The sequence below is a fragment of the Robiginitomaculum antarcticum DSM 21748 genome, from assembly GCF_000365025.1.
Classification (GTDB): Bacteria; Pseudomonadota; Alphaproteobacteria; order Caulobacterales; family Maricaulaceae; genus Robiginitomaculum; species Robiginitomaculum antarcticum.
In genome coordinates this window covers 107,622-134,038 of the sequence record NZ_KB823013.1, presented here as the reverse complement: position 1 = coordinate 134,038, position 26,417 = coordinate 107,622, and the positions used below count along the sequence as shown (strand labels likewise).

Genomic DNA, 26,417 nt, shown 5'->3' with positions numbered 1-26,417 from the left:
TATTGAGATATAAAATTTAACCCACCACTCCGTCATTCAGAGGGGCGCAGCCCCGAAGAATCCATACCTAGATTTTGAATTATATGCTGAGCTGATAATCCTAGACTTGGATCCTTCGCCGCTTTGCGGCTCTTGATGACAGGGTAGAGTGTAAAAAAAATGTGTGTGTTCAGGTTTGAGGCTGTGCTGTGTAGATACTGTAGTGCCTTGTAAGCTTCAATTTCGCGTAAGACTATAAAAACCCGCGAGGCCGTTAAGCCGCGCGGGTTTCCGGATTAAATTTGACGATGAAATCGAGCTTAAAGCTACAAACTTTTCTGCGGGCAGATCAGGAATTTTTGACCTGTCGTTTTCGCATTATATTGCGCCATGGTTTTCGGATCGAGCGCCTCAGCGAGTGAGATCTCGTCCGTATAATGACTGGCAAATGTCGTTTTTAGCTCTTTGGCGACGCGCGTGCGCAGGCGCATGCCAACCTCCATACCGGCTTTGGCGAGGAAGTTGGGTAGCAACCACCCCCCGACGCCCCACGCCATGCCATAGCCGCGTGTTAGCGTGGTAGGAGATGTATCCAGCGCGCCGTAAAGATAGACTTGTTTGTGCTTAATAGAGCCGTAAATCGAGTAAGCGCCGGGAGTGCGCGCCGCGGCGGCTTCCATCGCCGTGAGGATGTTGGAGGCAAGCTCTCCCCCGCCTGTCGCGTCAAAGGCGAGCGTTGCGCCGGTCTCGTGAATGGCGTCTGTCAGGTCTGACATGAAGCTGTCATCACTGCTGTTCACCACATATTTCGCGCCCATATCTTTGAGCAGTTTCGCCTGCTCTTTGCGGCGTACAATGTTGATAAGATCAACGCCGTCTGCCTGACAAATGCGGTTGAGCATCTGTCCAAGGTTGGACGCGGCGGCGGTATGCACGATCGCCTCATGCCCTTCAAGGCGCATGGTTTCGAGAAAGGACAAAGCTGTCAACGGATTAACGAAGCTTGACGCGCCGTCTTTAGCCGTGTGCCCGTCTTGCAATGGCATCGCCATCATCGCGGGCACGGCGCGATATTCGCCATACATGCCGCCGCCCATTACGGCGACAGTTTTACCCATTAAGGACTGCGCGTAATCGCTTTTTCCGGCCGCGACGACTGTGCCTGCGCCTTCATTGCCGACAGGAAGGGCCTGTCCAATCCGGGCTTTCATGACGTGCATTCCGGCCTTTCCGACAGGGGCGGTGAGCACCGCATCCTTGCCGCTGCCTTTTCCCTTGGCCTGATCCATACTGGCCCAACCGAACATGACGCCATGATCGGAGGGGTTGATCGGTGTGGCTTCGATCTTGACGATGATCTGATCATCTTCGGGCGTCAGCATAGGCTTTTCGGCCAGCTCCAGACGCAGCTCTCCGTCTTTGGTTAGGGTCGAGAGCATTTGCAAATAGGTGGATGGCAGGGACATAGGAAACTCCAATTTATGAATGTTAATCTTAACGCGCCGATCGGCTCAAGTCGCCCTCTAAACGCGGCGCGTGGCCATGCATTAATTTTCGCCGTTTGGATTTACGCTAATGTATCCAGTCCTCGCACCATGATTTCGCCTCGGCGTCGGCGCGCACAATATCATCAAGGCCCGCTTTGAATTTCGTCCCGCCTTTGTTCAGCGCGGTTTCAATATGACGGGCAATGTCTAAAAATCCGATGCGCCCGTCCAGAAAGGCCTGTCCGGCAATCTCGTTAGCGGCATTGAACATCAGCGTCCCGGATTGGCCCAGATGAATGGCGCGGCGGGCAAGGTCAACTGCGGGAAACCGCACCGAGTCATAGGGATAAAAATCCAGTCCCCCGAGCGCTGTCAGGTCCAGCGGGTTTAATCCGGTCTCGATGCGGTCCGGATAAGACAGGCCATAGCCGATTGCGCCAGCCATATCCGTCTCGCCAAGCTGGGCTATGACAGAGCCGTCGCAATACTGCACCGCCGAATGAAAGATCGAGGTGGGATGGATAACGACTGTGACGTCTTCGGGCGCCATATCAAAAAAATAACAGGTCTCGATCAGCTCCAACCCCTTATTGGCCAGCGTTGCGCTATCCAGCGAATTTTTGGGCCCCATAGACCAATTGGGATGGTTTAGCGCTGCCTTGGCCGTTGCAGATTTAAGCTGCTCAAGACTGTGCTCGCGAAACGGACCGCCCGACGCGGTCAGGATTATGGAGTGCACTTCTTCGCGTTTTCCGGCGAGCAGGCACTGAAACATGGCGCTATGTTCACTGTCGACCGGAATGATCGGCACGCCCTTGGCGCGCGCGCGTTCCAGCAAGGCCGTTCCGCCGCAGACAAGGCTTTCTTTATTGGCCAGAGCGACGCGGTTTCCGGCATTGATCGCCGCGAGTATGGCCGGCAGACCTTGGGAGCCCGAGACGGCGCCCAGCACGACATCGACGGGTTGCGCCGCTTGCTCGCACAAGGCCTGCGCCCCGCGATAAAGCTTCACCCCATCGGGCAGATCAATGTCGCAAGCCTCGTCAGCTACGCCTAGGCTTTGGCAATTAAATTCACGGGCAATAGCAACGGCCTGCTCGGCATTGCAACCGACAGATATATGATCCAGCGAAAATTTATCGCGGTGCAGACGCAAAAAACGCAATGCGCTTTGACCGATAGAGCCGGTGACACCGAGTATGGTTACAGATTTCATGAAAGCGTATTAAGGTTTCGGAGTTTCTTCGTCCTGCGGCATTTCCGTGTCCATATCCATCCAGCTCCAGTCGAGCTTGGCCAGTTCTTTGGCTAAAATCATACCGAGCTTAGGCTTGAAAAGAAGCCGTTTGAGGGTGTTTTCCATGCTGTCTTCGAACGCTTCGACCTCTTGCCTGCGCGCGTCCATGGCGGCTTTGAACCGCTCATTGTCCAGTTCGGTTTGCGCCATATTGGCCTCGGCCTGTATACGCTGCCCGGCGGCATTGATTATGGCGGCGGCATCGCGGGCGCTGTCCTCGTCTGTCACGCCGTCCAGTGCATTAATAATGGTTTCCATTTCCGTGATGACGCGGTCGGCGACGCGCTCTTCTTCGGTTTCGATCGCAACTATGCGCGGGGCGGGGTCTTCAATGGTCACTTCGGCGGAGGTGCCGGATTTCGGAGCTTCGGACTTGCCGCAGGCCGATAGGGCCAAGGCCGCCGTGAAACACGATAAGAGTAATAGTCGCGTCATGATAATCTCCATAAAAATACCCGCCCTCATAACAGAAGGCGGGCATGGATGGCGAGACCAAATTGCTGCGGCGACGATCAGGTCTCCTTGAAGATGTCCTCAATTGTGCAGTCAAAGAGACGCGCAATTTTAAAGGCTAGCGGCAGAGACGGATCATATCTACCCGTCTCAATAGCGTTGACCGATTGCCGGGAGACCTCGAGCAGGTCGCCGAGCGCCTGCTGTGACCAACCTTTATCCCCGCGTAGAGTTTTGAGTGTATTGTCCATTTCTGACCCCTAAAGCAGCACGCAGGAGGCTTTATATTTACGCCCCAAATAGGCCGCAGCCACACCATATGAGGCATAGAAAATCGGAATGGCATAAAAGAACGGAAGCTCGGGGAAATCTGTGAACATGCTCATCATGCCCCAAGTCATGGCGACGGCCATCAGTGCGGCTATACCAATCATCATGGCTTCGGTCTGTACTTTGCGATGAAATTCGTCGGTCTCGCGGATGAACCGGAAATGCGCCCACATAAATGTCATGGCCGCCAATCCGGGAATTAACGCCACAATGTAAGACTGTGGCGAGGCCAGAATTTCGTTTTTAATGAGATAGACAGCTGTAAAAACGCTTATGGCATAAATGGTCATGGCCGGAACGAAGACGCGCATATAGCGGCTGTAAGCTTGTTTGGGTGACATATAAATTCTCCAAATTACGGGGTTAAAAAGCCAAAATATATTCCGGTCGCAATCCCTACAAGACACCCAATGGTGCCGAGAAAAAATCCGAGTTTTGCGCCCATAGGTCTATAGCGCGCTTGGGTTGGTTTTATCGTCATAAAGGTTTCTCCATAAAGTAAAGTAAGCTTTACATAGACAAGCTAGCTTTACATGTCAAGCTTACTTTCCATTCTTATGTTCTGTCATCTCACGCAATTGTTAATGACGCGAGAGGTCTCTTGGCGTTAGGTAGGTCGCTATGAATGAAATTATGACTGCCCCCTCCCGGCTTGATCCGGCAAAATTTATTGATGCCGACGTCACGGCGAAAGGCGAGCGGCGCGCCCGCGTGCATTGGACGGGCTTGCAGACGCTGTGGCTGAACAGTGGCAGCCAGTGCAATATCGAATGCGCCAATTGTTATATCAAAAGCAGCCCGACGGCGGATCATTTTGTCTATTTACGCGCGGATGAAGTCACGCCTTATTTGGACGAGATTGATATGCTGGGTGGCGGCCCGGTCGAAATCGGAATTACCGGCGGCGAGCCGTTTCTTAATCCCAATATGAATAGAATTATCGCAATGGCCTTGGAGCGCGGTCACACCGTATTAATGCTGACCAATGCGATGAAACCGATGATGCGTCCGCGCGTCCAAAAAGGTTTGCTGGCGATTAAAGAGGCATATGGCGATAAACTTACCATGCGCGTCTCGCTGGATCATTTTACAGCCGAAGGTCATGACCGCGAACGCGGCGCGGGCAGCTTTGATATCGCGCTGAAAGGTATGGCCTGGCTGACAGCACATGGATTTAACGTCAATATCGCCGGACGTTCTATGTTTTCCGAAGACGAGGCGACGGCCCGCGCGGGTTATGGCGATCTCATTATACAGCAGGGCTGGTCCATTGACGCCATGAACCGCGCCGGTGTTTTGCTGTTCCCGGAAATGGACGAAAAAGTCGACGTGCCGGAGATCACCAAAGATTGCTGGGATATCCTGTCCGTCTCCCCCGATAGCATGATGTGCGCCAATTCACGTATGGTGGTCAAACGCAAAGGCGAAGCCGTCCCGTCCGTTCTCGCTTGCACATTATTATGGGATGACCCTCAATTTGAGACCGGAAAGACTCTGACAGAGAGCCGCCAACCGATCAAACTCAACCATCCGCATTGCGCAAAATTCTGCGTCCTCGGCGGAGCCAGCTGCTCGGCTTAACGGGCATATCTAGTCATTTGCCCATTCGCTGGTCCCAAGATTGTCTTCCATAAATTCGACAAGGCTTTCCATCATAGCAATCCGCTCTTTGCCGACGGTGAGCAGACTGTGGTCGCCCCCTTTAATCCCTATAGCTGTGGTCATTACGCCTTCTTTTTTTAGCTCTTTTTCCATTCTGGTAAAGTGGTCATAATGTACGGTAACATCGTCCTTACCATGAGCTAGAAAAACTGGAATTTTTATACTACCAGCCAGACGAACAGGGGAATTTTCCTTGATATCATCTTTGTCTTCGAAACCTCTAAGAATGAACTCTTTTGCCAACCCGCGCCCCCCTTTATATTTTCGCATGTCAGTCATGAGATTCGCTAGGTCGGTAACTCCAGCGATCGAGGCTGCACATTGATATAACTCACCGGTTTTCGCAGCGCCCATGAGGGCCGCAAAGCCGCCATATGACCAGCCCATAATACAAATCCTGTTTTTATCAGCATAGCCCTTTTCAACTAACCACCGTGTTCCGTCTTCGACATCTTCTTGCATTAAAACCCAGTTGTCTCTACCGGCGTCTCGAAACTCTGCACCATAGCCGGTAGAGCCACGAAAATTAATCTGCAGGACACCATAACCGCGGGAAGCCATAAGCTGTGCCATATAATCAAATGTCCCCGTATCGCGCGCCTGCGGTCCCCCATGAGGAAAAATTATATAAGGGAGACTTTTAATATTTCCAGAGTCCATCGCTTTAGCGGGTATTGTTACAAATGCTGGAATTGTTTGACCGTCTCTGGCCGTGTAATTGACCTCTTGAACATAAGCATTCTGCACATTATCAAGACCGGGATATCGTGACCCGATTAAGTCAATAGAGTTTTCTGATTTATCATATAATAGGAGAAGTGTAGGAGAATCCGGGGAACTCGCCCAGATTAAAGTGCGGTCACCATCGGACGTTTGTTCCAGAAAACGGATAGTGTACCCTTCAGCTTCCTGCCGGATTACATTCATCAAAGCTTTTGCGTCGTTGTCTACGAATTCAACTTCTGTATCGGCTGCGATGTAAGTGACACCCAAAACGCGGCGACTGTCAGAAGACCGCATCACTCCTGAGGCGTCATATTCCGGATGTTGAAATAATTTTTTGGAATATGCTTTTTTGCGTAAATCATACAGCCATACACCGAGCGTATCACCCTCGCCATATCGGGCAACGATGAGCTCGTTAGGATCGTCCGTAAACCCCCAAATTTTCGATGAAGCCGGAAGGTCTGGAAATGTCTCGTTGGCGTCAAATCTGTCTGTACCCGCAGGACTAATTTGTAGACGATACTCGCCGTCAAACCCACGCCGTCCCTGCGCCAAACGGACCAAACCTGTCGAGTCTGTCATCCAGGTCTGAGTGTTGGCACTCCCTGGCCGCACAGTTTTGTATCTTCCCGAGACAACATCTACTTTTTGAACGTCAGTTTCATTGGGTCTGTCATCTGAAAATCCCATTAAAATATGTTGAGGGTCGTTGGGCAACCAACTGATTACGTAATCATTAAATTGCCGACTTTGCGGCAATAATATATCGGGATCGGAAAGATCAGAGTTAACGGTTATAATATTTGTAGAATATATAGGCGTTGTATTACCCGCACGCTCAGAGGCTTTAACGCTCATCAAAATGCGGTTATTATTGGCCCATTTTATCCAATTCGGAAAAATATCTTTATTTAGGGCAATTGCTTTTACAGGCGCGCCCATGTCTTGAACATCAATTACACGTAAAATATATTCGCCATCATTCTCCTGCAATATTGCGATTTTTGAGCCATCAGGCGAAATCGCGCCGTCCCAAATCGCCGGTAATTGCGCATAGGCTTCGACAGGCGGCGGAGCGGCATTCGCATTTGAAAACAAAATCGAAATTGAGACGAAAATGAGAACGAGATAGCGCATAGAGCATCCTGTAACTAATTGAATTCTAAACAATGTTATTACATCGTCTATTTTTCATAAGTTTAGATTTTGCGAGAGTCAAATGACAGCGCGAAAATAGAATAGGTCTGCCCTATACGAAGTGTTTGGACAGGCGCAGGCCTTGGGCTTGATAGTGCGATCCGCCTTCGCCGTATAATATATCAGGCGCGTCGGTCATGCGTTCAAATAATAATTTGGCTACGGGCTGTCCGTCTTCGAGAATGAACGGCACGTCGCGGCCGCGTACTTCTAATACGGCCCGGCTGCCCGCCCCGCCTGCGCTGTCGAGACCAAAACCGGGATCAAAAAAACCTGCATAATGCGCGCGAAATTCGCCCATTTCCAAAGCCACGGGCGCCATTTCCGCCGCTTCGTTAAGGCCGATCGCAACAGCTTCTTTGCTGGCGAGAATGTAAAACTCATCAGGGTCTAAAATCAACATGCCGTGACGCGCGCGCAGCGGCTCCCAAAAATCATCAGCAGCGTGATCCCGTCCTGCCAGATCAACAAGTCCGGCGTGGCGGCGTGCGCGATACCCGACAATGCCGTCATTTCCAAATCCGGTCAAATCAATGGATACGGTCAGCGCGCGCAGAAATTCCGGCGCGCCGGCGCGAAAGCGGATTTGAACCAAACGTTCGCCCTGCTTGGCCAGCACCGGATAGGTGCGAGGGGCTATTTCGACATATAACAGGCCGTCATAACCGTCTTTAATCTGGTCAAACTGTTCTCCATGATCGGTAATCACGCGGGTAAAGACGTCCAGCCGTCCGGTGCTGCTTTTCGGATTAGCGCTGGCGGACAGGCCGCCGGGCAAGTTCAAAGCTTCTTGAAGAGGAACAAGATACACGCAGCCTGTTTCCAGTACCGCGCCCGCAGTCAGATCGATTTGCGTCAGCACCAATCCGCGCTGCGTATTATCCAGACAGGATTTAACCGTGCGGGTCTTGCCCGGCAGGAAGCTGGCGCGGAGGCGGTATGCGGTCGCGCCGAGGCGCAGATCCAAGCTGGCAGGCTGTAATTGTCCGTCCTCGAAAGGCGCATCAGCGCGCACATGCCCTGCCGCGATCAGATCGGCAATGGCTTGGCGCGGATAGATACCGAGGATATCAGATACAGATGTCATTACCGCATTAATAACGATTCGCGACGGCGCGGCCATGTCCAAAATCATACAAAGGCGCTTTTCAGAGCATAACTGTGATTCCCCGGCCCTGAAGAGTGTAAAGCGCTTGCCAGTTTGAAAACCGCCCGTCATGTTGAGGGTGAGAGATAACAGTCCGGTACTCACCGGGCTCGGGGGGAAATCTTTGGACCATCATCAACAGACGACAGAGACGTCAGCATTCGGAATGCTGTTCGAGCAAAAAACCGGCGACGTCATCGTCCGCGTCCAGCCTGATTACCTCCATGATGAAAGCTCGCCCAAGGATGATCGATATATCTGGGCCTATACGGTCGAGATTGAAAACCTAGGCACATCCCCTCTTAAAGTCGTCGAACGGGTGTGGAATATTGCGGATAGCCGCGGACAGGTGCAATGCGTTCGCGGCAATGGCGTGGTTGGTGAGCAGCCTGTTTTGCAGCCCGGCGAAGTGTTTCGCTATACCTCCGGAGCGCCTCTATCGGCGCCTGCGGGCATGATGCACGGCACATATAAAATGACTGATGAAGACGGCGAGAGCTTTGATGTCTTCATCCCCGTCTTCGCGCTGGACAGCCCGGCGCAGGCTGAGTTTCCAAACTAACTACCGGATTAAACGCGGCGATTCTTCAGATCTCGGCTGCACTGGCGGCAGGCCTTCTATTTGATGATCAACGCCAATATTGGCCCGCGTATTTTCTTTGAAATGCACTTCATAAGCAATAAATGATGTCGATCTCGAGCGGGCGCCAAAGACGCTGGTGCCGGAGACTTCCAATGATTGTCCGGGAAGGTACACTGGGCCGATCACATCCAAACGTCCGCCGCTTTTTAACTGACTTTTCGGAACTTTGAATCCACCCTTTTTTTTATATATACGAACCGGTTCCAATACACGCACAAGCGCCGCGTCTTTGCTGTCTTCGGGTCTCATCAAAAACTCATCTTGAACGATGGCGAGGCCTGCCATAGCCCCTGTTGATGACGCTTTCATATAGACTTCTGACCCGGACTCGACTTTGATTTTGCCTTTATAACCATAAACAACAAATGTTACATTGCTTGCAAAGGCCTGTGCGCCATTTTTGAATTTTATTTCTTTGCCAAAATGATACACGCCCGGTGAAAAGACAACATTCACGCCATCAATTGTTAAACCGTCGCAATAATTTCCGGGCTCGATATTGCGGCTACTTCCGCTCCAAAGCTCCCAGCTTTCTACTGACGCAAGGGGATCAACAATTGTTAAAGTTGGCAAGCTGCTGGTTATTGTAGGTATAATGCCATCATATGGTTCGTCGTCAGGGTTTGGCTCTGCGCCTGGCAAAACGTGAACAAGCTGAAAATCGTCCATTTTGATGCATGGACCCGGGTCCGGCATGTTCAGGCTAGCGTAAGGGTCGGGGACAGGTGCGCATTCCGAATTTAATTTCGGCTGGAAGTTCCCCTTGCCGCCGCCGGTGACACAAAATTCTTTCGCTATCGGTACCATTGTCGAGGTGTTGACGATCGCATTTGCGTCGTTGGAATTGACCTGTACGCTGCAATTATCCGCCGTAAAATAGACTGAATCTTCGAAAGTGACACGTTCCGCCCCATCCGGCGCTAGCGCGAGTGTGCAGACTGTGCGCCCGCGATTAACCGTCCCGGCGGCTGTCGCGCTGATGGTAAATGTGTCCCGACCGACAAGGCCGCCTAATGTGGTCGGCATTTGTGCTGTTGCGGTCATACTGACGATACTGTTGCTGTCAGAAAATTTGAGCTGCGCAGGAATATCAGGAAAGTTGCTGTGAAAGCGCGCTTCGGCATAGCCCTGTCGGTCGCCGGGCTTTAGGGATCCATTGGAGACTGTGGAGAGCACCGCATTATCAGTTGCGGCCTGCAAGTCGGCGCGAAATGTATTAGAGTTATGTTTGTCAATCGCCAGCGTTGAGCCCACAATAATAGGCAAAGCGGCGAGCGCGAATATAACGCCGACATTGCCTGACGTATTATTTAAAAACCGTTTTAACATTGAACGACCCCAATTTGAATTGCCTTCCCCGAGCCGCAGTTATACATATATATTATGTGTGACTTACTTAGGAATATGAAAAACAATCCGTTAATATACACATTTGACGCCACATAAAATGATTGTTAAATCAAACCCTTATGGCGGCGCTCATTGGCATAATTTCGGTTATTGGTATGCTCATTATTTGGGCGGGCCGCGCGGCGCGTAGCGCTCGTCACATCAGCGACGCGGCGGGAACGCTGGCCAATTTGCCGCGAAAGCTGCGCTATCAAAAACGTGTCGGGCGGTCAGGACTCGATCTGGTTGAGAGCCCGCGCGAAGCCGCTACGGTTCTCATGGTGGCCATTGCCCGTCTGTCCGGGGATGGCCGGGTCAGCCCCGGTGAGAGTGACGCAATCGAAACGGGATTGATTGAGCACATGGACTGGCCTGCTGAAGACGCCGAGGAATTTGTTCTAAATATCCGCTGGCTGACCCGTGAGTATAAGCAGGCTGATAGCGTGCTGCGCCCGATGACGAATTTCCTGCAAAAACAGATCTCTTCCAAAGAGGCCGCAGAGCTACGTGATATGATGGAGAGTATCGCTGCCGTGAACGGCCCGACAGATTCGCAACAGGATTTGATCCGCCGCTATAGTGATTTGATGAATTTATCCTAAGCGGTTTCAGGTGCGCCGATGACCCATTTATAGGGGTGCACAGCTATAGATTTTGAGAGTCCGGCTTGACCATAGGGATCGGATTTAAGCCAGTTATGCACGGCCATCTCATTAGCCGCCTGCACAATGAGAAGACTGCCGATCATCCGGTCGTCATCCAGTAATGGCCCGGCCACACAGACTTTGACATCTGATTTCGCCCGCAAAAATGCTAGATGCGCGTCACGATTGGCTGCGCGAATAGGCGCGCCGCCCTCTTTGTCCAGAGCATATATAATAAAATGGTTCACTTATTCACTCTCAAGACGACGTTCGCGAGAGAGCAGGCGCAGGATTGCCGCGTCTACGCCAATCTCGCCTGATAAAATATCGGCCATGGCCTCACATATAGGCATTTCAACGCCCTGTTCGCTGGCCAGTTGTTTGAGCGCGGGCGCGGTGGCGACGCCTTCGGTGACGGCGCTGCGGGCGTTCATAATCTCTTCCAATGATTGTCCGCGTCCCAGCGCAAGCCCGCAGCTCATATTGCGCGAGGTTTCCGACGAACATGTCAGCACCAGATCGCCCAGACCGGACATTCCGGTCAGCGTTTCAGGCTGCGCGCCCATCGCGACGCCAAGACGGGTCATTTCGCGAAAGCCGCGCGCGATAATCGCGGCGTGGGCGCTCCGGCCTAACCCTTTACCCAGCACAAGGCCGCAGGCAATGGCCAGCACATTTTTGACTGCGCCGCCAATTTCCGAGCCGATAATGTCATCTGTCATATAGGGGCGAAAGCCGGGTGAAGCGATGGCATCGCCCAGCGCTTCGCCCAACTCATCGTCTTCGCAAGCCAGCGTCACGGCCGCAGGCAGTCCGTTGACCACATCAATGGCAAAACTCGGGCCGGACAAAACCGCCGCGCGCGCTTGGGGTAAAACGCCGTTCAAAACACCGGCCATAAATGACAGGCTCTTATGCTCTATGCCTTTAGAGCATAAAATAACGGGAAGTCCCGCTTTGGCGTAGGGCGCGAAGGCTTTTAGCGTGCCGCGCATATGTTGCGCCGGCGGGACGGCGAGTACAGCGTCCATGCCCGCAAGATCAGCGAGGTCAGATGTGGCTTTAATGGCGGGGTCAAGCTTGACGCCCGGCAGATATAATGTGTTTTCGTGCCGGGTATTAATCGCCTCAGAACATTCTTTTTCAAATGTCCATAAAGTTACGTCACGGCCCGCGCGAACTAAAGCACTGGCCAGCGCCGTACCCCATGCGCCGCCGCCAATGACTCCAAACTTCTGGAAAGTTTCACTCATATCCGTACCCTTAAATTATTTTGCCAAATAGCAAATTGGCGACGGCGCTTTTAAGTTTACGCTTCCACGCAGGGGGCCGCCAATGACTCCGAATTTCTGAAAAGTTTCGCTCATAGTTTTCCGCTCATGATTTGGGGCCTTTTCGTCCGCTTCCGCTGGCAGGATTACGCCTTGCAGCCGTCTCGTCAAGCGGCCATCGCGGGCGCGCGGGCGCGTCCAGATTATCAATCTCTCCGGCCAGTAATTTTTCCGCGCCCGCCAGCGCAATCATCGCCGCATTATCTGTGCAGAATTTTAGCGGCGGACACATTAAGACAAAATCATTTTCCGTGCAGACTGTGTCCAGAGCAGCTCTGATCTGAACATTCGCCGCGACTCCCCCTGCCACGACAAGGCGCTGCGGGCCGTCGCCGTGACGTTTGCGAAACATCATCATGGCCCGCTGCGTGCGGTCAGTCAGGGCGCCGCATACGGCGGTCTGAAAACTCGCGGCCAGATCAGCTTTGTCTTGGTCGTCCGGATTATCCATAGAGGCAAAGGTCCGCGCCGCCGCTGTCTTTAGTCCGGCAAAGGAAAAGTCAGCATGATCGGTTCCGGCAAAGGGTCTCGGCAGTTTAAAGCGCTTGGCATTCCCGGCCTTCGCGGCGCGCTCGACATTCGGCCCGCCGGGAAATCCCAGACCCATAATCTTGGCGGTTTTGTCAAAAGCTTCACCCGCCGCGTCGTCCACTGTACTGCCCAAGCGGCTATAATCACCCAGATCATTAACTGACAAAAGCTGCGTATGTCCGCCGGAAACCAGCAGTAGGAGGTAAGGAAACGGGCAGGGCGCAGACAGGCGCGCGGACAGGGCGTGACCCTCGAGGTGATTGACCGCGATGAGCGGTTTATCCAGCGACAGGGCCAAACCTTTGGCGGCCATAAGTCCCGTAATCACACCGCCAATAAGACCGGGGCCGGATGTGGCGGCAATGCCGTCCAGATCAGTATAATTTATGCCCGCATCCTCAACCGCGCCAGCGATGATGCTCTGGATTTTATCCATATGGGCGCGGGCTGCCATTTCGGGCACGACGCCCCCATATGGGCGGTGCAGCTCGTCCTGGCTGGATATGCGTGAGGACAGAATTTCGGGCGCGCCGCCGCGCGGTAATCTGATAACAGAGGCCGCGGTCTCATCGCAGCTGCTCTCAATGCCCAAAACGAGCACAGTATGTGCTGTTATGTCGGGATTGGCGTCTTGCCGCGCGCTATGTTCAAAGGCTATGTCCATGCCCGATACGTAGTGAAGAGCCTCTCCTTATGCAACCAAGCCTAATCATCGGAAGCCGCAGTTCACCTCTGGCGTTGGCACAGTCCAAAACTGTGCAGGCTCTGCTCTGCCGGGAGACGGGCAAAGATGTGACCGCCTTTCCGATCAAAACCTTTACGACGACGGGCGACCGTCTGACCGGACGTCTGGCTGAGTCAGGTGGTAAGGGGCTGTTTGTCAAAGAACTGGATGAATCACTGGCCATTGGCGCGATTGATATTGCGGTGCATTCGATGAAAGATGTACCCACGACGCTCAATAGAATATTTGAAATCACCGCCATATTGCCCCGTGAAGACCCGCGCGATGCCTTTATTTCCCATGACGTGCCGGATTTCATGTCGCTGCCTATGGGCGCAACAGTTGGTACGGCCTCACTGCGCCGCCAAGCCCAGACGGCGCGGCTGCGTCCTGATCTTAAATATGCGCTGCTGCGCGGCAATGTCGGCACGCGGCTGGCCAAGCTCCAGACGGGTGAATGCGCGGCGACATTTTTGGCAATGGCAGGATTAAACCGTTTGGGACAATCCCATATCGCCACCCACGCCATTTCCACCGACGACATGCTCCCCGCTCCGGCACAGGGCGCGGTCGGCATTCAGATCCGCGCTGATGACGGCAAAGCCCGCGCGCTCTGTGCCCCGCTCCATGATAGCAGCAGCGATATGACGATTACCGCTGAGCGCGCCTTTCTCAAAGCGCTGGACGGCTCCTGCCGCACGCCTGTTGCCGCGCTGGCCGAGCTTTCCGGTGATACATTGCGCATGCGCGGCGAGGCCCTCTCGCCGGACGGAAAATTGCGCTTTGCCCGCGATGTCACTATTACGCTCAGCGAAGCGGCTCTGGGGGATGCCTATGCGCTGGGTTATAGTCTGGGCATGGAAATCCGTTTCGAAGCGGGGCAGCATATTTTCTGGGACATACACGCCAAATGACAGATAGCTCCGGCGCCGTCATTTGGATAACCCGCACGCGACCGGGCGCGCAGAGCAGTGCAGACGCGGTTTTAGCGGCGGGCATGTCGCCCATCATTGCCCCGCTCCTGCGCGTCACAGCGACGGCGCATAGTCCTGCAGCGCCCAAGACCGATGAAGCGCTTGCATTCACCAGCGCCAATGGGGTGCGCGCTTTCGCGGCTCTGTCGGATAAGCGCGACCATGACGTCTATTGTGTTGGTGTGGCGACAGGTGAGCAGGCGCGCGCAATAGGATTTACCAAGGTTCAAAGCGCAGGCGGTAATGTTGATGATCTGGCCAAGCTTATAAGTGTGCGCGGAACACAAAGTATCGTCCATTATAGTGGTGTCCATGTCGCGGGAGATTTGGCCGGGGCTTTACGCGCCGCGGGCTTGACGGCGCGGCGCGAGATTATTTACGGGACGCAGGCGGTGACTGAAATTCCTGACGCGGCGATGCAGGTTATTAAATCCGGCGGTTATGTGCTGCTGCACTCGCCCAAGGCGGCGCAAATTTTGATGCGCCTTCTGTCTGACGAGCAGTCTGCAAATTTGATTACTGTTAGCCTGTCGGCTAATATTGATGCCTGCCTGTCCGATGTGTTTGCCGCCCGCTATATTGCCTCGGCACCAAATGATCGCGCGCTCATGGAAGCGCTTGAGAAAGCTTGGCGCTCGGCATAAGCTACGCGCAACGCAGGAGCTTTCATGGCCAAACCCCCTAAAGACAGCGCAGATAATCTGCCCCCGATTAATGATGACGAATTGGCGGCAGCGCAAGCCCGGTTGCAGGCGCGCATAGATCAAAGTGAAGCGCGCGATAAAGATGATACATCTAAGACGGAGCCCAAAGCGGGCGGGAAGCCGGATGCTAAATCTGCGTCACGGCCGATCAAAGCAGGCAAATCGCCAAACCCGCCCCGTAGATCACCCAAGCCCGTCAAACGCGGTGCAGGCTTTGGCGCTATTTTGCTGTTCAGTATTATAGCCGCGGGCATAGGCGGCGCAATTGGCTGGCTTGGCCCGCAATACATGGTCCAAAACAGCCCTGATGCTGGCGTTGAGCAAGCCGCGCAAATGGGTCAGCGCTTGGCCGCGATGGAAACCCAAATGGCCGCGCAGGGCGAAACTGTATCGCAAGCACAAACTGACCTTGCCCGCCTATCGGAGATGGACGGATTGCAAGAGCAGATCAGAGCTATTGCGTCCTCTGTTGACGAACGCGCAGCGGGTCTGGAACAGGCCGCGTTGGAGCGCGCCGGGATCATAGAACGCCTCGATATTGCCGAAACAGTTCTGGCGGAGAAAGGCGATATTGCCCCGCGCCGGATATTAGAGCGCATTAGCGCACTTGAGGCGGAGGTCACAGAGCTGAGCGAGACGCCTGCTCCTGAAACTGTCTATCCTGAAGGCGCGGAGCCTGCAGCATTGCTTGAGCGCATTAATGCCGCTGAATTCCGTATCGCCGAGCTGGAAGCCCGACCCGAACCGGTGACTGTCATCGCCGAGCCCGCGCCGGCGCCGTCACTTGCGCAAAACTATGATTTTATCGGCAATTTCCCCCGCGCGGCTATGCTCGCGGCGGTGAATGAGACTGCGCAGCGCGCGGCGCCGAGTAACTGGCTACAGCGGCAACTCGACCGCCATATGCAATCCGGAGAAAACCGGGCCGAACAGGCCCGCCGGGATATTGCGCGCGCCTATGACCTTGTCGACCGCGGCAATATCAAAGGCGCAGCCCGAATTCTCAAATCCCAAAGTCCTGATGTTCAGGACGCCGCGCAGGCTTGGCTGGCTGCTGCAGACACGCTCGATTAAAGGAAAATACCATGAAATCTACGCTTGTTCGCTGGTTAATTATCACGCTCATCCTCGCCGTTATCGTAGCGGGGCTGCTCCTTTATATAGGCGGGGATAATTACCTGCTTATGACCTTTGGCGACAGAGATGCGATTGCGCCTGCGGGTGGTTATAAAATGTCCATGCAGCTTTTAGCTCTCGTCGCGATTGGTATGGTACTGGCCACAATTATTGTCTGGTCGTTTCTACATTTAATTTATGACCTTCCATCGCGGCTACGTTCCGGCGTATCCAAGCGCAAACGCGGACAAGCTTTGGAGGCTATGGAAGATGCGCTGATCGCCGCTTCTGCGGGAGATGCTGATATGGCGCGCAAGAAAGCGGCGCGGGCCCGTACATTGATCGACCGTCCGGCGCTGGGCAATATTGTCGCCGCGCAGGCTGCCGAGATCTCCGGTGATCCGGCCGAAGCGCAGCAGCGCTATGCCTTGATGCTCGACGATGAGCGCACCCGTAAAGTGGCGCAGCGCGGCTTGGCCGGTTTGGCTTATGCGCGTGGAGATCTGCACACAGCGCGCAGCCATGCTGAGCAAGCCTATTCAGAAAATAAGGGCGCAAAATGGGCGCTGGATATTTTATTCTCGGCTCAGGTAGCGGAGTCTGATTGGGGTAATGCTCTTAAAACGCTGGAGGATGCCGTCTCGCGTAAACATATTTCCAAAGATATCGCCGCGCGCCGCGCCACTGTTTTGCACAGCGCGATTGCTGATCAAATGGCCGGTGACGGCCAATTTGAACCGGCCCGCGAAAAAGCCGAACGCGTGGCCGTCGAAGACCCGGGTTTTGCGCCCGGCGTTGCGCTCGCTGCGCAATTATTAGTGCGGGCCGGCGATAATGACCGCGCCGCCAAATTGATCGAAAGCAGCTGGTCGCGCGCGCCGCATCCTGCGCTCTCACTGGCTTATCGCGATCTGTTCACCACCGAGCCGCAAAAAGTCCGGGCCAAGCGGATGAAGGCTCTGGCCAAACAAAATCCATCCCATCGCGAGAGCCAGATTGTGACCGCAGAAGAAGCGCTGCGCAGCGGTGACGGCGTCGCGGCGTTGTCGGCGCTGGATGGATTGCTTAAGTCCGGTGCGCCCAGCGCGCGTCTGTGTGAGCTTGCCGCAAAAGCCGAAACTCTGCTGAATAATCCCAACGATGCGCGTTTGTGGATCAGCCGCGCCGCAACGGCTCCGACAGATCCCGACTGGTCCGACCTCGATCCCTCAGGCGCTGCATTTGAATATAATGATGCCGATTGGCGCCGTCTGGTCTTCTCATATGGTGATGAAGGCAAGCTCATTCATCCCCGCTTTGAACGGCTGGAAGCGGCCCGCCCGGCGATGGAAGGCGAAGCGGTTATTGCCAAGCCCGTCGTGTCGCGGGAGCCGGCGCCTACACCCAAAGTCAAGGCTGTGAAGTCTAAAGGCATAAAGCTGGAGGATGTTCTAAAACCGCCAAGTCCTGATGACCCGGGCGTGGAATAACTTAAACAGGTTTAGCAAATGTGGACTGAGCCTGCATTGCAAGCAAGTTCCGGTTTGCGCGTAAAAATGGCTTTAGCTCGGGAACAAAGCGGGCAAAACTTAAGGCGCTACGTCAGATGCGCTGGATAGCCTATAAATATTGGCCTATCAGAAAGTTTTGTATCAGGCTTTGCAGAAATATTATCACGACAAAAACAACGATGGGCGAAAGATCGAGCATGCCGGTGCGCGGTAAGATGTTGCGGATAGGGCGAAGAACAGGTTCCGTCAGGGCATATAACACTTGATCAATTTGGGCGACAATCGGATTGCGCGCATTAACCAGACCGAATGCTTTAAGCCAGCTCATAACAATCATCGCTATCATCACGAAAAGATACAGCGTCAAAATATAATGAAGTGTCGTCAAGATTGCGCTCAGCATGCCGTTATCCTTTGTAAATTAGGAGGATTACATAAGGGCGCGCGCGGCGTGTTGCAATGGTCAGGATACGCTAATTAACGCGTTAAATACGCCATCGATAATGAACTGTGCCGCTAGCGTGGCAAGCAATACGCCAAGCACGCGTGTCAGCACATTGGTAAAGCTTTTGCCCATTAACCGCATGAGCGGCCCGGCTACCCAGAAGGTCGCGAAAGTCATCAACAATACGATTAGCAAGGCGCTGAGAATAGAGACAACGCCGTAGATACTGCTCTGTTCACTGGTTAGCAGAAGAAGGGATGCCATGGTGCCGGGGCCGGCAATCATCGGAATGCCCATAGGAAAGACGGAAATGTCTTCGGGGTCTTCGATTTCCTCAAGTAGGTCTTCGGCGCGTTCCTCGCGCGATTCCGTGCGTTTTTCGAACACCATATTCAGGCCGATAATAAACAGCATAATACCGCCGGCAATGCGCAGCGCATCCAGGCTGATGCCCAGCTTGTCGAAGATAAATTCACCGCTAAATACAAACCCGATCAGGATCAGTCCGGCCACGATGACAGATTTTATCGCCATCTCTTTTTGATGGGCGCGGCTCGTGCCTTTGGTCAGAGTCGCAAATATCGGCGCGCATCCCGGCGGATCGATAATTACGAACAGTATCGCAAATGCGGACAAAAATAGCTCTAGATCAAACATAGCGCCCTTTATGGCGAAGTTGCCAAAGCTTCAACCCTCTGTCTTCAGGTCTCTTTTGCAGAGCGGCCTTGCAAAAATGCGGTCATCTCCGGGTCAAGGGCGGTCACGTGGATTGCGGTAAGGCTTATGCAGCGGAGGAATAGGCTTGCCGATGATAAACCGTTTAGTTCGCCGATAAGCCATTTTTACCACATGATAAGGGCTGGAGGCAATCATGATAAACCGCCTGATCCGCCTGAAATTTCGCCGCGCGACCGGATTATATTGTGGTGTCAGGTGGGAGACGAAAATTTCGCTGACAGCTTTCCAGCTATATTTTTGCGCGTGCGCTACGGCATCATCGCGTGAGAGATTTAACGCTTCAAGACAGGCTTTTTGCAGATTATCATCACATATGCCGGCCTTTGAGCCGGGAATAATATCAATGGGGCCGGACACAGGATAGGCCGCAACGGGCGTGCCTGTGGCCATGGCTTCGATATTGACCAGTCCGAATGTGTCCGTCAGCGACGGAAAGACAAAGACGTCGGCATCGGCAAAATGGCGCGCCAAATCCGACCCGAATTTCGGGCCGGTAAATGTGACATCCGGATAGGCAATTTTTAAATCATCGAGCTGCGGCCCGTCGCCGACAATCACTTTGCTGCCCGGCAAATCGAGATCAAGAAAGGCTTGGATATTTTTCTCGACGGCAACACGGCCGACATTGACCCAGACCGGGCGGGACAGACCGGCATAGACATCGTCCGGAGCGAACCGCTTGTCAGGACTGAACAGATCTAGATCAACGCCGCGGGCCCATGGCGCCAGATTTTTAAATCCGCGTTTATCCAAAAACTCGACCATAGACGGCGTGGTGACCATAATCCGTCCGCCGCTATTATGAAAATCACGGACAAATTTGTAGGGCCAACTTATAGGAATAAAGGGAAAGCGGGCCTTAATATATTCCGGAAATTTAGTGTGGTAGCTGGTCGTAAACGGCAGCTGCCACTTAATGCACAGGGCGCGGGCCATCTGCCCCAACGGCCCTTCGGTCGCGATGTGAATGGCTTCAGGTGCAAAGCGGATGAGGCGCCGCTCCACATCGCGTCCCGCAAAAGGCGCAAGCCGGATATCGGGATAAGTCGGAAGCGGCAGTGTGAAATAGCCATCAGATGGCGCGATGACCTCTACAATATGTCCGGCCTCCCGGCACATTTCGGCAGTTTTGGACAAGGTGCGAACGACCCCGTTCATTTGCGGCTCCCAGGCATCTGTCACAATCAGGATTTTCATCTGGGCTTTCTATCCGAAATGCGGCGCGGGCTCCACCTTTAAGCTTTATGTTGATTTGTGTGAAAGTTTTATGTCTCGCCGCGTTAAGGTATCGCGCTACTCTGCGTCGAAATTATAATCGGGCAGCGACAAAAATGCGGTTTTTATTGCGTCGCCCCAACCGTCAGAGATTTGGCGGTAATGGGGGTTGTCCGTTGTAATACGGCCGTGACGGCTGGCGTCATAGCTGTCCGTTTCGTATATCTCATAATCCAGCGGCAACCCGACCGATAAATTCGCTTTCATCGTCGAGTCAAATGAGACGAGCAATAATTTCATCGCGTCTTCATAACTCATTTCAGGATCATAAGCGCGCACTAAAATAGGCTTGCCGTATTTCGTCTCTCCGATTTGGAAAAATGGATTATCTGTGCTGGCCTCAATGAAATTACCTTCAGGATAGACCATGAACAAGCGCGGCGGCATGCCTTTGATCTGTCCGCCTAAAATGACGGTAGCGTTAAATACGCTATCCGTGCGCTGACCTTTTTTGCCCTCATTGGCCTGAATCACCTCGCGCAATGTGTCGCCTACGAGGCGCGCAACCTGAAACATAGTCGGCGCTTTCATTATTGAGGGGTCACGTTTTTTCGGCTTCATGGAGCGTTCTGATAACAGACTGACAAGAGCCTGAGTTGTCGCGAGGTTGCCCGCCGTCATCAAAGTGATAACGCGGTCGCCCTCGACCGTCCACGTGTGCATTTTCTTGACTGAGGCGATATCGTCCACGCCCGCATTGGTGCGGGTATCGGACATGAAAACAAGCCCGTTTTTAAGGGTCATGCCGACGCAATATGTCATTTATAGTCTTTCTATATGCCTGAAAGTTCAGATTTATTGTTGTACCTGAACATTAACATTTATAGTTTCGCCTGAGCCACCCAGTGTGATTCCGCTAATCGGCGAGGCCTGATTATAATCTAATCCTGTCGCAACGCGAACATATCTTGCATCCGGAGAGATGCCATTTGACACATCAAAGCCCGTCCAGCCGAGGTCTTTAATCCAGACCTCAGCCCAGGCATGGGTTGCATCCTGATCCACACGGTCATTCATCATCAAATAACCGCTGACATAGCGGGCGGGATGTCCGGCAAGACGCGAACTTGATATGAAAATATGGGCGTGATCTTGACAGACGCCTGCGCCCTGATCGAGCGCCTCCTCAGCTGTGGTCGTCGCGCCGGTCTGACCTGTTTCATAATTGACGCGGCGGGCAATCTCTTTGGATAAAGCGTGAAACGCCGTCGCGTCCGGTGCATCCGGTAATGTTGCGGCCAGCGCGGTAACGCCGTCGCCAACCGTAGTCAAATCGGTTTGACGTAAAAAAAGCCACAACGGCGTAAAACCGCCATGTGTACCGACAATCCCGTGTTGATCGGTCATATCCAGCGTGCCGCGCGATGTAATCAGAACCTCTTTGGCACCGTCATTGATGGAAATCAAATGGGTGCGGTTGCGATGCTCATCATCAAAAATAGCCTGTGTCTGCGCGCCTTCAATATCGAGCGTCCAATCCAGAACCTCTTGACCCGCATTGGTTTTGGGCGTCAGGCGAAGCTGCTGCAAGCCATAAGCCGGAGCCGTTTCGAAATTATAACGTGTGGTGTGTGATACGGATAATTGCATAATTTTTCCAACTAAGCCCAGAACCGGTAATCGGTCTCGATCTGTGCGGCTAAGGCATTATTGCGGGCCAGAAAATCGATAATAAATTCATGAAGGCCGCCCTCAAAAATCTCGCTTATGGACTTACCGTCCAGACAGGCGAGAAGCTCTTTATTGAGCTGTGATGACGGTAAATCCGCACCGTAATGGTCGTTAATGCGCCACAGAATGCCGTCGATTTCCTTAACGCAAAAAATCAGCGATTGCGGCAAGCAGCTATCAAGAATGAGGAAATGCGCGATGCCGGAGGACGTAATTTCGTCCTGATGCAGCCAGCGATAAGCTTGCTCGGCTGAAACAGACCGCAAAACATTTTCCCACTGCATATTATCCAGTGGGGACCCGACCGACGCTGCGGAGGGGAGTAGAACATAATATTTTACGTCGAGTATACGCGCCGTATTATCCGCGCGCTCAACAAATGTGCCCAGACGGGCAAAGTCATAAATATCATTGCGCAGCATGGTGGCATGAAACGCGCCCTGAACCTGCATGGTCTGGCGCTTAATCAAGCCTAATACGGCCGGAAGATCAGTCTCCGCTATCGGCTTGTCCAGACGCTTTCTGATCAGCAGCCAGGCCTCGTTGACGGCTTCCCATACATCGCGGGTGAGCGCTGTGCGTGACAGGCGCGCATTTTGCCGCGCGTTTTTCATCACGGAAATTACGCTGAACGGATTGGCCGTATCGCGCAGCATAAAGTCGATCACTTTGCCGCTGTCCAGATTGTCATAGCGTTCGTGATAGGCCTCCGCCGTGCCGGTCGTGGCTAAAATAGACTCCCAGTCTTTTTCCGACGATTGCGCGCGGGTCAACGCAATGCGAAAACCTGCATCGACAAGGCGCGCAATATTTTTACTGCGTTCGAGATAGCGCGACATCCAGAAGAGGCCGCCTGCGGTTTTTCCTAACATCTAAGCCTCCAGAACCCAGGTATCTTTGGTTCCGCCGCCTTGACTTGAATTGACTACCAGAGAGCCTTTCTCCATAGCCACGCGGGTCAGGCCGCCGGGCGTAATTTCAATATGGTCGGGCGCGACCAGCACGAAAGGACGCAGATCAACATGACGCGGTGACAGACCGGATTTGGTAAAGACGGGCGTCGTGGACAGCGCCAAAGTCGGCTGCGCGATATAATTGGACGGGTCGGCTTTTAGTTTAGCCTCGAAATCAGACAGCTCTTTTTTATTGGCTGCCGGGCCGATTAACATGCCATAGCCGCCGGAGCCGTGGACTTCTTTGACAACAAGATATTTAAGATTATCCAGCACATATTTAAGCGATTGCGGCTCTGAACAGCGCCATGTTTCTACGTTTTTAAGCAGCGCAGGTTCGCCGGTATAAAATTCAATAATATCAGGCATATAAGAGTAAATTGCTTTGTCATCGGCAATTCCTGCGCCCGGCGCATTGGCAATTGTAATGCCGCCCGCGCGGTAAATATCAAAAATACCCGGCACGCCCAGCATCGAGTTGGGATCAAAATTCAGCGGATCAAGATAATCATCATCAATGCGGCGGTAGATCACGTCGATTTTTTTATAACCCTGCGTCGTGCGCATACAGACGCGGCCATCTTTGATCTTCAGATCATGGCCTTCGACCAGCTCCGCGCCCATTTGTTCGGCCAAGAAGGCATGCTCGAAATAGGCGGAGTTATGGATGCCGGGCGTCAGAACAGCCAGTACGGGCTTGTCCTCACATAAATTCGGCGCGCATTTCGATAATGAACGGCGAAGCGAATGAGGGTAATTGCTGACCCGCTGCACTTTATTGGCCGCGAACAGCTCCGGAAACATTTGCAGCATCGTCTCGCGGTTCTCCAGCATATAGGAGACCCCGGACGGCGTGCGGGCATTGTCTTCAAGAACGTAAAATTCGTCCTTATCCGTTCGTACAAGGTCCGTACCGACAATGTGGGTATAAACGCCGCCGGGCGGGGTGACGCCGATCATTTGCTGAAGGAAGGCTTCGTTATTTTCGATCAGCGCAGCCGGGAGGCGGCCGGCGCGTACGATTTCCTGCCGGTGGTAAATATCGTGTAAAAACGCGTTAAGCGCTTTGACACGCTGCTCAATCCCGCGTGAAACTTTGGCCCATTCATCGGCAGCAATAATGCGCGGCACGATATCAAATGGGATCAGCCGTTCTTCGGCGTCTTTCTGTCCGTAAACATTAAAGGTAATACCAGTGCGCCGGAACACCGCTTCGGCTTCGCGCATTTTCTGCTTTAAAGCTTTGGGTTTCTGACTGCTAAACCAGTCGTGATAGCTTGAATATGCCGCGCGCGGATCGCCCTCGCCAGCATACATTTCGTCAAAAAATTCCAAACGGCCCTCCAGTTTTTATCAAAGCTGCTTAACCAACGGATGACAAGGCAATTGGCTGCAAATGATCTAAATAACCGACAAATAGCGGTTTTTTGTCTCCGACAGCACTACAGTGCAGTCACAGCGGCGAAAGAGACTTGCGTTTCGCCCCTAGCCCCTTAATGCGCGCCCATGCTTACGATAACCGATCTCGATTACGCCGTTCAGGGCCGCCCGCTGTTTAAAAAAGCCAGCGCCTTTATTGCTGCCGGATGGAAGGTTGGGTTAATCGGTCGTAACGGTACGGGCAAATCCACCTTACTGCGCCTGATCCGTGAAGATGTCGAAAATGCCAAAGGCGACTCGGCTATCCGTATCGGTAAAAATGCCCGGCTGGGCTGGGTTGCTCAGGAAGTCGCCGCCACAGATGACACTATTATGGACGTCGTTCTGGCTGCCGATCCAGAGCGCCACAGCCTGATGAAAGAGATGGAGACGGCGACCGATCCCGACCGTCTGGGCTATATCTATGAACGCCTGACCGATATGGACGCGTGGAACGCCGACACGCGCGCCGCCAAAGTGCTATCCGGTCTGGGCTTTTCACCGGATGAGTTTCACCGCGCGACCAAAGAGTTTTCCGGAGGCTGGCGCATGCGCGCGGCGATTGCCGGCGTCTTAGTGTCTGAACCGGACGTGCTGCTGCTCGATGAGCCGACCAATTATCTCGACCTTGAAGGCGCGGCGTGGCTGGAAGGCTATATCCAGAAATACCCCCATACTGTCATCATGGTCTCCCATGACCGCGAAATGCTGAACCGCAGCGTCACGCATACGCTGGCGCTTGAACATCAGGAGCTAATGCTCACGCCTGGCGGCTATGACGATTGGATGACCTTGCGCGCGGCCAAGTCGGCGCAGCTGGAATCGCAAAAGGTCAAACAGGACGCCGAACGCGCTCATCTTCAGGCCTTTGTTGATCGCTTTAAAGCCAAGGCCAGTAAAGCCCGCCAGGCGCAGTCGCGCGTTAAAATGCTCGAAAAAATGCAGGATATTGCCATCCCGATATCCGAGCGCACGACGCCGTTTCACTTTCCCAAGCCCAAGGGTAAGCTGGCTCCGCCTATGCTGGAGCTGGAAAATGCCGATCTGGGCTATGGCGAAGGCGCGCAAATTCTCTCGCGGGTTAATCTGCGCCTTGATCCCGATGACCGCGTCGCCATTGTCGGCGCGAACGGGCAGGGCAAAACGACATTGGTCAAATCCATTGCCGAGCGCCTGCCGTTGATGAGCGGCAACCGCAAAGCGCCATCGGCGCTCAAAATCGGTTATTTCTCTCAGGATCAACTCGACGAGTTGACCGAAGGCGAGACGGTTCTCAACCATATCACGCAAAAATTGCCTCACGGCACGCTCGAGCATAAGGCGCGCGCCGCGGCAGCCGCCATGGGTTTTAGCCACGAAAAAGTGGAAACACGGGTTGAGAAACTCTCCGGCGGCGAAAAAGTGCGCCTGCTGCTCGGCTTGATGTCGATTGACAAGCCGCATGTGCTTATCCTCGATGAGCCGACCTCGCATTTGGACATTGATAGCCGCGAAGCCCTGATCTACGCGCTCAATGATTTCCCCGGCGCGGTTCTTCTTATTACCCATGATGTTTATCTCGCCGAAGCCACAGCCGACAGATTATGGCTGGTCAAAAACGGCAAAGCCAAACGCTATGACGGCGATCTGCGCGACTATAAGAAATTAGTGATGGCCGCTGACCGGGCTTAACGCTGCTCTATTTTTAAGCCCATATTGACAATTTGTAGAATGGCTTGAATAGTTCAATACTTCATGTAATATTAAACTATGAACGATGACCTCGCTGTGAAGTGCCTTTCCGCAATGGGCCATATGGGCCGCATTAATTTGATCCGCCATCTTATACAGGCCGGGCCGCAAGGCCTGTCTGCCGGACGTCTGGCTGAACTGGGGAGCGTCGGCGCGCCAACAGCTTCGGCCCAATTACTCGTGTTAAGCACAGCCGGGCTTGTGGCATCGCGGCGCGAGGGACGCCATATTATCTACCACGCAGAATTTGGGCAGCTTGCGGCAGTCATGACTTATTTGATGCAGGATTGCTGCGGCGGTAAAATTGCTGTGCCGCAATTGGTAACTTGATATGATATGTAACGTCGCCACTGACATAGCC

The 26,417-nt window shown here is 53.5% G+C and carries 28 protein-coding genes; 9 read left to right on the top strand and 19 right to left on the bottom strand.

Features of this window, described 5'->3' with window-relative positions; genetic code table 11:
- Positions 1 to 305: 305 nt before the first annotated feature.
- The 6 genes from H142_RS0110115 to H142_RS17170 all read right to left on the bottom strand — a co-directional run bounded on the left by H142_RS0110115 (position 306) and on the right by H142_RS17170 (position 4,027).
- The gene (locus H142_RS0110115; RefSeq protein WP_017932022.1) at positions 306 to 1,445 is read right to left on the bottom strand and encodes a zinc-binding dehydrogenase; all 1,140 of its coding nucleotides are present in this window, start codon (positions 1,443 to 1,445) and stop codon (positions 306 to 308) included.
- Between the two features lie 106 nt (positions 1,446 to 1,551).
- Positions 1,552 to 2,682 (bottom strand): 1-deoxy-D-xylulose-5-phosphate reductoisomerase, encoded by a 1,131-nt coding sequence (gene dxr, locus H142_RS0110110; RefSeq protein WP_017932021.1) that lies wholly within the window; start codon positions 2,680 to 2,682, stop codon positions 1,552 to 1,554.
- Between the two features lie 9 nt (positions 2,683 to 2,691).
- Positions 2,692 to 3,198, bottom strand: a complete 507-nt coding sequence (locus H142_RS0110105) for a hypothetical protein (RefSeq protein ID WP_156811994.1) — start codon at positions 3,196 to 3,198, stop codon at positions 2,692 to 2,694.
- 77 nt (positions 3,199 to 3,275) lie between these two features.
- Positions 3,276 to 3,467, bottom strand: a complete 192-nt coding sequence (locus H142_RS0110100) for a helix-turn-helix transcriptional regulator (RefSeq protein WP_017932019.1) — start codon at positions 3,465 to 3,467, stop codon at positions 3,276 to 3,278.
- Positions 3,468 to 3,476: 9 nt separating this feature from the next.
- Positions 3,477 to 3,887, bottom strand: a complete 411-nt coding sequence (locus H142_RS0110095; RefSeq protein WP_026147954.1) for a hypothetical protein — start codon at positions 3,885 to 3,887, stop codon at positions 3,477 to 3,479.
- Positions 3,888 to 3,901: 14 nt separating this feature from the next.
- The gene (locus tag H142_RS17170; protein WP_267878816.1) at positions 3,902 to 4,027 is read right to left on the bottom strand and encodes a hypothetical protein; all 126 of its coding nucleotides are present in this window, start codon (positions 4,025 to 4,027) and stop codon (positions 3,902 to 3,904) included.
- 140 nt (positions 4,028 to 4,167) lie between these two features.
- On the opposite strand from H142_RS17170, the gene H142_RS0110090 reads away from it, so the two are divergent.
- Positions 4,168 to 5,127, top strand: a complete 960-nt coding sequence (locus tag H142_RS0110090; RefSeq protein WP_017932017.1) for a radical SAM protein — start codon at positions 4,168 to 4,170, stop codon at positions 5,125 to 5,127.
- 9 nt (positions 5,128 to 5,136) lie between these two features.
- Here H142_RS0110090 and H142_RS0110085 read toward each other — a convergent pair whose 3' ends face one another.
- Both H142_RS0110085 and H142_RS0110080 read right to left on the bottom strand, forming a co-directional pair.
- Positions 5,137 to 7,104, bottom strand: a complete 1,968-nt coding sequence (locus H142_RS0110085) for an alpha/beta hydrolase family protein (protein WP_156811993.1) — start codon at positions 7,102 to 7,104, stop codon at positions 5,137 to 5,139.
- A gap of 79 nt (positions 7,105 to 7,183) precedes the next feature.
- Positions 7,184 to 8,266 (bottom strand): 2'-deoxycytidine 5'-triphosphate deaminase, encoded by a 1,083-nt coding sequence (locus H142_RS0110080; protein WP_017932015.1) that lies wholly within the window; start codon positions 8,264 to 8,266, stop codon positions 7,184 to 7,186.
- Positions 8,267 to 8,444: 178 nt separating this feature from the next.
- On the opposite strand from H142_RS0110080, the gene apaG reads away from it, so the two are divergent.
- Positions 8,445 to 8,840, top strand: coding sequence for a Co2+/Mg2+ efflux protein ApaG (gene apaG / locus H142_RS0110075; RefSeq protein ID WP_017932014.1), 396 nt, complete (start codon positions 8,445 to 8,447; stop codon positions 8,838 to 8,840).
- Here the strand turns inward: apaG and H142_RS0110070 are convergent, their stop codons facing one another.
- Positions 8,841 to 10,250, bottom strand: a complete 1,410-nt coding sequence (locus H142_RS0110070; protein WP_017932013.1) for a TadE/TadG family type IV pilus assembly protein — start codon at positions 10,248 to 10,250, stop codon at positions 8,841 to 8,843.
- A 140-nt stretch (positions 10,251 to 10,390) separates the two neighbouring features.
- On the opposite strand from H142_RS0110070, the gene H142_RS0110065 reads away from it, so the two are divergent.
- A complete protein-coding gene (locus H142_RS0110065; RefSeq protein ID WP_017932012.1) occupies positions 10,391 to 10,912 on the top strand; it encodes a tellurite resistance TerB family protein in 522 nt (173 codons plus the stop codon).
- Here H142_RS0110065 and H142_RS0110060 read toward each other — a convergent pair.
- The 3 genes from H142_RS0110060 to tsaD form a co-directional block, all read right to left on the bottom strand.
- Positions 10,909 to 11,202 carry a YciI family protein gene (locus tag H142_RS0110060; RefSeq protein WP_017932011.1) on the bottom strand — a complete coding sequence of 98 codons (294 nt, stop codon included), beginning with the start codon at positions 11,200 to 11,202 and terminating at the stop codon, positions 10,909 to 10,911. The two genes, H142_RS0110065 and H142_RS0110060, sit on opposite strands and share 4 nt — an antisense overlap.
- A complete protein-coding gene (locus H142_RS0110055; protein ID WP_017932010.1) occupies positions 11,203 to 12,207 on the bottom strand; it encodes an NAD(P)H-dependent glycerol-3-phosphate dehydrogenase in 1,005 nt (334 codons plus the stop codon).
- A gap of 124 nt (positions 12,208 to 12,331) precedes the next feature.
- Entirely contained in the window at positions 12,332 to 13,480 is a 1,149-nt protein-coding gene (gene tsaD / locus H142_RS0110050) for a tRNA (adenosine(37)-N6)-threonylcarbamoyltransferase complex transferase subunit TsaD (protein ID WP_017932009.1), read from the bottom strand.
- 29 nt (positions 13,481 to 13,509) lie between these two features.
- Here tsaD and hemC point away from each other — a divergent pair, with 29 nt between their 5' ends.
- Genes hemC through H142_RS15330 form a run of 4 tightly spaced genes read left to right on the top strand, consistent with a single transcriptional unit; the run spans position 13,510 to position 17,803 of the window.
- On the top strand, positions 13,510 to 14,454 hold the full coding sequence (gene hemC, locus H142_RS0110045) for a hydroxymethylbilane synthase (protein WP_017932008.1): 945 nt from the start codon (positions 13,510 to 13,512) through the stop codon (positions 14,452 to 14,454).
- On the top strand, positions 14,451 to 15,158 hold the full coding sequence (locus H142_RS15335; protein WP_017932007.1) for a uroporphyrinogen-III synthase: 708 nt from the start codon (positions 14,451 to 14,453) through the stop codon (positions 15,156 to 15,158). Before hemC ends, H142_RS15335 begins: the two co-directional genes overlap by 4 nt.
- A gap of 24 nt (positions 15,159 to 15,182) precedes the next feature.
- Positions 15,183 to 16,292, top strand: a complete 1,110-nt coding sequence (locus H142_RS0110035) for a hypothetical protein (protein ID WP_017932006.1) — start codon at positions 15,183 to 15,185, stop codon at positions 16,290 to 16,292.
- 11 nt (positions 16,293 to 16,303) lie between these two features.
- Positions 16,304 to 17,803 carry a heme biosynthesis protein HemY gene (locus tag H142_RS15330; protein ID WP_017932005.1) on the top strand — a complete coding sequence of 500 codons (1,500 nt, stop codon included), beginning with the start codon at positions 16,304 to 16,306 and terminating at the stop codon, positions 17,801 to 17,803.
- A gap of 130 nt (positions 17,804 to 17,933) precedes the next feature.
- Here H142_RS15330 and H142_RS0110025 read toward each other — a convergent pair whose 3' ends face one another.
- From H142_RS0110025 to H142_RS0109995, 7 genes are all read right to left on the bottom strand, one after another.
- A complete protein-coding gene (locus H142_RS0110025) occupies positions 17,934 to 18,227 on the bottom strand; it encodes a YggT family protein (RefSeq protein ID WP_017932004.1) in 294 nt (97 codons plus the stop codon).
- Positions 18,228 to 18,287: 60 nt separating this feature from the next.
- A complete protein-coding gene (locus H142_RS0110020; RefSeq protein WP_017932003.1) occupies positions 18,288 to 18,926 on the bottom strand; it encodes a MarC family protein in 639 nt (212 codons plus the stop codon).
- A gap of 93 nt (positions 18,927 to 19,019) precedes the next feature.
- Positions 19,020 to 20,204: a glycosyltransferase family 4 protein gene (locus H142_RS15325; RefSeq protein WP_017932002.1), complete on the bottom strand. Its 1,185-nt coding sequence runs from the start codon at positions 20,202 to 20,204 to the stop codon at positions 19,020 to 19,022.
- A 96-nt stretch (positions 20,205 to 20,300) separates the two neighbouring features.
- On the bottom strand, positions 20,301 to 21,044 hold the full coding sequence (locus H142_RS0110010) for a hypothetical protein (RefSeq protein ID WP_017932001.1): 744 nt from the start codon (positions 21,042 to 21,044) through the stop codon (positions 20,301 to 20,303).
- Positions 21,045 to 21,077: 33 nt separating this feature from the next.
- The gene (locus tag H142_RS0110005) at positions 21,078 to 21,872 is read right to left on the bottom strand and encodes a transglutaminase family protein (RefSeq protein WP_017932000.1); all 795 of its coding nucleotides are present in this window, start codon (positions 21,870 to 21,872) and stop codon (positions 21,078 to 21,080) included.
- Positions 21,873 to 21,883: 11 nt separating this feature from the next.
- Positions 21,884 to 22,825 (bottom strand): alpha-E domain-containing protein, encoded by a 942-nt coding sequence (locus H142_RS0110000; protein ID WP_017931999.1) that lies wholly within the window; start codon positions 22,823 to 22,825, stop codon positions 21,884 to 21,886.
- The gene (locus tag H142_RS0109995) at positions 22,826 to 24,223 is read right to left on the bottom strand and encodes a circularly permuted type 2 ATP-grasp protein (RefSeq protein WP_033315237.1); all 1,398 of its coding nucleotides are present in this window, start codon (positions 24,221 to 24,223) and stop codon (positions 22,826 to 22,828) included.
- Positions 24,224 to 24,412: 189 nt separating this feature from the next.
- Here H142_RS0109995 and H142_RS0109990 point away from each other — a divergent pair, with 189 nt between their 5' ends.
- Positions 24,413 to 25,996 carry an ABC-F family ATP-binding cassette domain-containing protein gene (locus H142_RS0109990; protein WP_017931997.1) on the top strand — a complete coding sequence of 528 codons (1,584 nt, stop codon included), beginning with the start codon at positions 24,413 to 24,415 and terminating at the stop codon, positions 25,994 to 25,996.
- Positions 25,997 to 26,074: 78 nt separating this feature from the next.
- On the top strand, positions 26,075 to 26,386 hold the full coding sequence (locus H142_RS15320) for an ArsR/SmtB family transcription factor (RefSeq protein WP_033315204.1): 312 nt from the start codon (positions 26,075 to 26,077) through the stop codon (positions 26,384 to 26,386).
- Positions 26,387 to 26,417: the final 31 nt, after the last annotated feature.